General features: G+C 59.4%; 3 protein-coding genes and 2 pseudogenes. 2 read left to right on the top strand and 3 right to left on the bottom strand.

Annotation, left to right across the window (positions count from 1 at the left end; genetic code table 11):
- Both JCM25156_RS30910 and tkt read right to left on the bottom strand, forming a co-directional pair.
- A partial coding sequence (locus JCM25156_RS30910; protein ID WP_407637115.1) for a transketolase-like TK C-terminal-containing protein occupies positions 1–211 on the bottom strand: 211 nt, incomplete at its 3' end.
- 35 nt (positions 212–246) lie between these two features.
- The gene (gene tkt, locus JCM25156_RS22510) at positions 247–2049 is read right to left on the bottom strand and encodes a transketolase (protein ID WP_242402544.1); all 1803 of its coding nucleotides are present in this window, start codon (positions 2047–2049) and stop codon (positions 247–249) included.
- Positions 2050–3077: 1028 nt separating this feature from the next.
- On the opposite strand from tkt, the pseudogene JCM25156_RS22505 reads away from it, so the two are divergent.
- Positions 3078–4558 (top strand): annotated as a pseudogene (locus tag JCM25156_RS22505) (sugar porter family MFS transporter).
- 186 nt (positions 4559–4744) lie between these two features.
- Here JCM25156_RS22505 and JCM25156_RS07695 read toward each other — a convergent pair.
- On the bottom strand, positions 4745–5641 hold the full coding sequence (locus JCM25156_RS07695) for a fructose bisphosphate aldolase (protein ID WP_025812674.1): 897 nt from the start codon (positions 5639–5641) through the stop codon (positions 4745–4747).
- Positions 5642–6188: 547 nt separating this feature from the next.
- Between JCM25156_RS07695 and JCM25156_RS07690 the strand changes: the two are divergent.
- Positions 6189–6832, top strand: a pseudogene (locus JCM25156_RS07690) (acyl-CoA dehydrogenase); the annotation flags it as partial.

The following is a 6832-nucleotide window of genomic DNA, read 5'->3' as shown; positions in this document are numbered from 1 at the left end:
CCTCCAGCTCACCCGCCGGGGCCGACGCACCGAATGTGTGCATCACGATGGTCGCGCCACGCAGGCCGACATAGCGCTCCCACCCCAGGCGCGCGGCCTGTTCCACCGCCACGCGCGCGGTCACATCCGGCGGCAGCACGCTGTCGCGGTAGGACCGGGGCTGGGCCTCGAACAGATCCCACGAGGGCATGGAAACGATACGGGCCTTCACCCCCTCCGCCTTGAGCTGCTCGAACGCCTTGACGATCAGCCGACCTCGCTGCCCGTGGCCATGAGAATGACATCGGGCGTGCCGCCGCTGTTATCAGCCAGCACGTAGGCCCCCTTCGCCAGCCCCGTGGCGGGAGCAAAAGTCTTGCGGCACAAAGTGGGCAGGTTCTGGCGCGTCAGCACCAGCACGGTGGGGCGGTCAACCAGCGTGACGAGGGTGCGCCACGCCTCCGCCACCTCGTTGGCGTCCGCCGGGCGGATGAGCGTGACCCCCGGCGTGGCCCGAAGCTGGGCCAACTGCTCGACAGGCTGGTGGGTCGGGCCATCTTCCCCCACCCCGATGGAATCATGGGTGAAGATATACAGCACCGGCAGCTTCATCAGCGCCGCAAGGCGGATGGGCGGCTTCATGTAATCGGAGAAGATGAAGAAGCCCGAGCAGTAAGGCCGCAGATAGGAAAGCGCCAGCCCGTTGCAGATCGAGCCCATGGCATGTTCCCGCACACCGAAATGCAGGTTGCGCCCACCATAGGTACCGCCCCATTGCGGCGGCTGGAAATCACCCGCGCCGTCGAATGTCAGGTGCGTCTTGGTGGAAGGCGACAGGTCGGCCGAGCCGCCGATCATCCACGGATAACGGGCCGCGACCTGATTGAGCACCGTGGCGGAACTGGCGCGGGAGGCGATACCCTTCGGATCGGCGGGGAAATCGCTGATCTGGCTATCCCAGCCTTCGGGCAGCTTTCCCGACAGGACAAGGTCAAGTTCGGCGGCCAGTTCAGGATGCGCCTTGCGGTAGCGGGCCAGCAGGTCGTACCATGCCCTGCTCGCGGCGGCCCGCGCGTGGCGATGCCTTTTTGGAAATGTTCGGGCACGCCTTCGCACATAGAAGCTTTTATCTTCCGGCCAGCCGTAGAATTTCTTGGTTTCGCGGATTTCCTCGACCCCCAGCGGGGAGCCATGCGCCGCCGCCGTGCCCGCCTTGTGCGGCGAACCCCAGCCGATGATGGAATGGACGATGATCAGCGTGGGCCGGGATGTCTCGGCCTTCGCCTCGGCCAGCAGGCGGCGGAAATCGCCGGTGTCGTTGGCGTCCTTGAGTTCAAGGACATGCCAGCCATAGGCCTCGAAGCGTTTGTACACGCTCTCGGTAAAGGCGATGCGGGTATTGCCCTCGATGGAAATGTGATTGCTGTCGTAAATCCATGTCAGGTTACCGAGCTTCAGGTGCCCCGCGATGGAGGCAGCTTCGCTGGACACGCCCTCCATGTTGTCGCCATCGCCACAGAATGTGTAAATGTGGTAATCGAACAGATCGAAACCCGGCCGGTTGAAATGCGCGGCCAGCCATTTCTGGGCAATGCCCATGCCAACCGAGTTGCCACACCCCTGCCCCAGCGGGCCGGTGGTGGTTTCCACGCCGCTGGTATGCCCGTATTCCGGATGGCCGGGGGTGCGGGAATTGAGCTGGCGGAACTGCTCCAGATCAGCCAAGGTGAGGGACGGCCTGTCCGCCGTTACACGCCCGTCCTTCACATCGCGAATACCGGCGAGATAGATCAGCGCGTACAGCAGCATGGAGGCATGGCCAATGGACAGCACGAAGCGGTCCCGGTTGGGCCATAGCGGGTTGGCGGGGTCGTAATTCAGGACATCGCGCCATAACGCATAGGCTGGCGGGGCCAGCGCCATCGGCGTGCCCGGGTGGCCGGAATTGGCTTTCTGTACCGCATCCATCGCCAGTGTACGGATTGTATTGATGCAAAGGGTATCAATATCCGCCCGTGCACTTCCGGCACCATCCGGCGCCCATGCGGGACAAGGAAATAATGAACGCATAAAAACCGTCCTCCGTTGTCACGGCCAGCCCTGTTCGCTACGGGCGTTACATGGAACCGCATGAGGGGATGCTGCCATCCGGTCATGCCTGCATGCCACGTACGTCACATACCTGTGCCGAGATCCATTACCCTGCTGCCATCCATGACAGTACAGGAACTGATGCGCTGACATCTTCCCAATATAACCAGAAATCCGGCTGCAATTGATTTCAGTCTTGCGGTTTCTTGATATGAACAGGCCGTCATGTCTGGCGCGGCAGTTCCTGTATTGAAGTCCCGATTTTATTCCAATACCACCCTTGCCCAATCACGAGTGCTTGAGACGGATTTATTCCATCCACGCATGGCCATACATTTTTCATATGCTGTTATGGAAATGCGAAAAGACGTGTCAGCAACACGAAACATGCGGTTTTCCGTATTTTTTGCACAATATTTCAGGCGGAATAATGCAACGCGAACAGGCCGGTCCGACCTTGTGAAACGCCCCTGAATACCAGTTCCGTACACAAAAATATGTGCACCGCGCACCCATGATAAAATAACCAAAGCGGTGAATCGAATATATTTTTAGGATTGTTGGATATAATATATCAAAATTTAAAATACATTCAGGGTCCGAATTCAACCGGACCACCGACTCTTATTATTATGCCAATTCCGTTACTTATATCTGCGATGCTATTTTCACATAACACATTCCGGGCACGATCCGGATGCCTCTCTTTCGCACCCACCGGGCACAAGCATCCGCCACGGGGGCGGACAGATGGCCAGACCGGCCATTATTAATGTTTTTTTCTATTTTATATTAAAATATTAAATATTTCAGTCACAGAAAAATGTTGGGGATCCGCTTCATATATATTGTTCAGAACGGGGCAATATATGCATTGATGCATCCATATCAGCGTCCACGACGACCTGTCATTCATTGCCACCGGAACCGTTTACCGGGGGCCGTATGCAAAAACCGTACGGCAGGACAGGCGTATTTCAATAAATAAAAAGAGAAGGTGCCGCTCAATGCCCGAAGAAGACCTGGTTCATCATGACGTGCCCCCTGTATCCCCGCGCGCCGGGGCGTCGCCTACAGGCGCGCCCTCGCCGGGGCATGCCATTGTCGTGGGTGTGCTGGCGGCCCTTGCCGGTCTCATGTTCGGGCTGGATACGGGGGTGATCGCCGGTGCGCTACGCTTTATCGGCAATGATTTCAACGCGTCGCCCCGCACGCAGGAATGGATCGTCTCCTCCATGATGGCGGCGGCGGCCGTGGGTTCGCTGATTGCCGGTACGATCTCTTTCCGCTTTGGCCGCAGGCGGGCATTGCTGGGGTCATCCCTTCTCTTTCTTGTCGGCTCATTGATCAGCGCGCTCGCCCCGTCCGTCGCCGTACTCATCATCGGGCGGATTTTCCTGGGTTTTGCCGTGGGGATCGCGGCCTTTACGGCCCCCCTTTATATTTCCGAGGTCTCGGCCGTGGCGCAGCGTGGCTCCATGATCGCATGTTACCAGTTGATGATGACGGGCGGCATTTTCCTGTCTTACGTAACCGATGGCATGCTGGCGGATGGCGCGCACTGGCGGTGGATGCTGGGGCTCATGACGGTGCCCGCCACCGTATTCCTTATCGGCTGCCTGTTCCTGCCTGACAGCCCGCGCTGGCTCATGATGCGTGGAGAGAACGCCCGGGCGCGCAGGGTGATGCGCTACCTGCGCCCGACCCCGCAGCAGGCCGACCGGGAAATATCCGACATCGCCACCGAACTGACCCGGGGCCGGTCGGAAGGGTTCTCCTTTTTCCGTAAGAACGCCAATTTCCGGCGCTCGGTCGGGCTGGGCATCGTGTTGCAGATCATGCAGCAGCTTACCGGCATCAACGTGCTGATGTATTACGCGCCCAAGGTCTTTCAGGCTGCCAATTTCGGCGCTTCCGCCGCGGGCTGGGCCACGGCCCTGATCGGGCTGATCAACCTTGTCGCCACCTGTGTCGCGATCGTTACCGTTGACAGATGGGGCCGCCGGCCGCTCCTGCTGCTGAGCTGCGCCATCATGACCGGCAGCATGCTGCTGGCGGGCGGTCTGGTTGAATATGGCGGGCATGACACCGTGGCCCAGATCGCCATGGTCGGATCGCTGCTGGTGTTTGTCCTTGGCTTCGCCATTGGCGCGGGACCGCTGGTATGGACATTATGCGCCGAGATCCAGCCCCTGCGTGGCCGTGACTTTGGCATTGTCTGTTCCACCTTTACCAACTGGGCCACCAACTGGGCTGTCAGCAATACGTTCCTGAGTGTGCTCGACACGTTGGGGGAAGCCCATACATTCTGGCTGTTCGCCGCAATGAACGCCCTGTTTATCGGGATTACGCTGCTTTACGTGCCGGAAACAAAGGGGGTCTCGCTGGAAGATATTGAATCCCACCTGCTTGCGGCTGGCCCCTGCGCGATCTGGGTGACTGCGCCCTTCCGCGCGCATCCGGGGTCTCCACGCGCACCTCTTCCTGAAATGAAAGTTTCCTGGCGCCGCCTTTTTGAGAAAAGGCAGCATTCCGAAGCTTTTATTATTTTTTATCAATCAGTTATTTCAGACAGCTTCTTATGAACAGACAAACGCAAAACGCTTCCAGAACCCTGGAAGCCGTTTTTTCATGCTGTCCGCCCCGCCGCTACCGGCCGGGCGTAAACCGTGTTTCAGACCTTCTGGGTGGAGGCCTTGAATATCTGGTCAATGGACTTCGCAAGGGCCGCATCGAATTCCGCGTCCGTCATGGTGTAACGCAGGTCTTCGAGCAGCGCACGCGAGAAGCTGGCGATCATGCCATGGTTGGCCGACAGGCGCTGGCAGGCTTCATCACGCGGGTACCCCCCCGAAAGCGCCACCACACGCTGCACCCGCGGGTGCCTGATCAGGTCAAGGTACAGATCAGCCTTTTCAGGGATCGAAACCTTGATCATGACCTGATAGTCACCGGGCAGCGCATCCAGCCCACGGCGCAGTTCATCATGCAGCAGGGCTTCCGCCCCGGCCTTGTCCGGGCTTTTGATCAGGACTTCAGGCTCCATGATGGGCACAAGCCCACGATCCGCGATCTGCTGCGCAAGGCCGAACTGCTGCTTCACGATTGCGGCAACCCCTTCGGGCTCGGCCAGACGGATGACGGAGCGGGCCTTCGTGCCGTAAATCCCCTTGCTGATCGCCTGATCAAGCAGCGCTTCCAGATTGGGAATGGGCTTCATCAGCTGGACGCCGCCCGCTTCGGCCTCCAGCCCCTTGTCAACCTTCAGGAAGGGAACGACACCCTTCTCCTGCCACAGATAGGTCGGAACCGGCGTGTCCTTTACCAGCCCGTTCATGGTCTGCTCGAACAGGATGGCCGCGATAACCTTTTTCCCTGTAAATGCGGGGGCGGTAATCACCCTCACCCGCATTTCATGCATGAGGGCGAACATCTGCGCATCGGTGCTGTAGGCACTATCGGGGATGCCGTAGTGCCTGAGCGCGCCCGGTGTCGAGCCCCCGCTCTGGTCCAGGGCCGCAATGAAGCCCGCGCTGTCCGACATGTGTTTACGCATTTGATTAACAGGCATGGTTATTCATTCATCCTTCTTTGAATACTTATATATCACCAAAACGATGATTGAGCATTATATATAATGTCCCGAGAGTTCATTGATTAACAAGTTAAAATATAGGTGAATAAACGTAAATACAAAATGTGCAAACCGGCTTGCACCGGTGCTGAATGATGGCCCGATGCGGCAGGTGGAATCCGGGTTGCCCGCCTGTCTGACAGATACCCTCCGGTTTTGTTCCCCCTTATTCAGGGGCCGCACATATCTACCCCATCACTCCCCTGATTTCCATGAGGAAGATACGGTTCCGGGTGCGGCCCCCGCGCGTGGCCGGGATTGCGGCGGAAGTCAGGGGTGGGGGATGACATGTCCATTTCATTCATGGATATGGGTATTCCCGCGTTTGGCCACAAGAGCACTGCCGCAGGCGTCAGGAACCATCCGGTTTACGGGAACCCCCTGCGCCCTGCCGCATTGTTTCCCGGCATGGACGGGATCCATGCCGCCAGCCGTCAGGAAACCCCGGCAGGCCGGACACCCAGCCGGAAGGACAGTGCGCTCCATGACCTTTCCCTTCGAAGCCCTGTCCGCCTGCCGCGCGGAACTGGAAGAAGAGGCATCAGCGAATGACGCACAGGCCCTGTTTCCCGTATCCGGCCTGAGCCGCCTGCGGCAACTGGGGGTGTTATCGGCGGTTCTGCCACGGACGCACGGGGGCTGGGGGTTCGGCACGGAACCCCATGGCGCCAGCGGGCTGCTGCATCTCCTGCGCCTGACGGGACAGGGCAGCCTGTCGCTCGGGCGCATAGTGGAGGGACACGTCAACGCCATCCGCCTGATCGCCTGCTACGGAACACCCACGCAACTGGCCCGCGCGGCGGAAGACGTGCATGACGGGGCTTTGTTTGGCGTATGGGTTACGGAAGGCAGCGCGCCGCTGCGCATGGACTGGTCGGGGGACAGCATTATTTTACAGGGCCGGAAAATCCTGGCCTCCGGTGCGTTTCATGTCACGCGGGCGCTTGTCACGGCGCGTGCGCGCGATGATACGGTGCGGATGCTGCTCGTCCCGCTGGAGGCGGGGCATGCCGCCTATCCTTCCATGGATGGAATTGCCGGCATGCGTGGGGCGGGTACCGGAAACCATGATTTCAATGGCGTCATCCTGCCTGCGGATGGGGTGATCGGCCAGCCGGGCGATTATCT

The sequence above is a fragment of the Komagataeibacter kakiaceti JCM 25156 genome (assembly GCF_000613305.1).
The sequence above is the reverse complement of the archived record's forward strand: the minus strand, read 5'-3'. Positions and strand labels throughout refer to the sequence as shown.

Bases quoted from the DNA above. Each gene is read 5' to 3' on its own strand.
- tkt (WP_242402544.1), bottom strand. From the start codon at position 2,049: ATGCGTTCATTATTTCCTTGTCCCGCATGGGCGCCGGATGGTGCCGGA.
- JCM25156_RS07695 (WP_025812674.1), bottom strand. From the start codon at position 5,641: ATGCCTGTTAATCAAATGCGTAAACACATGTCGGACAGCGCGGGCTTC.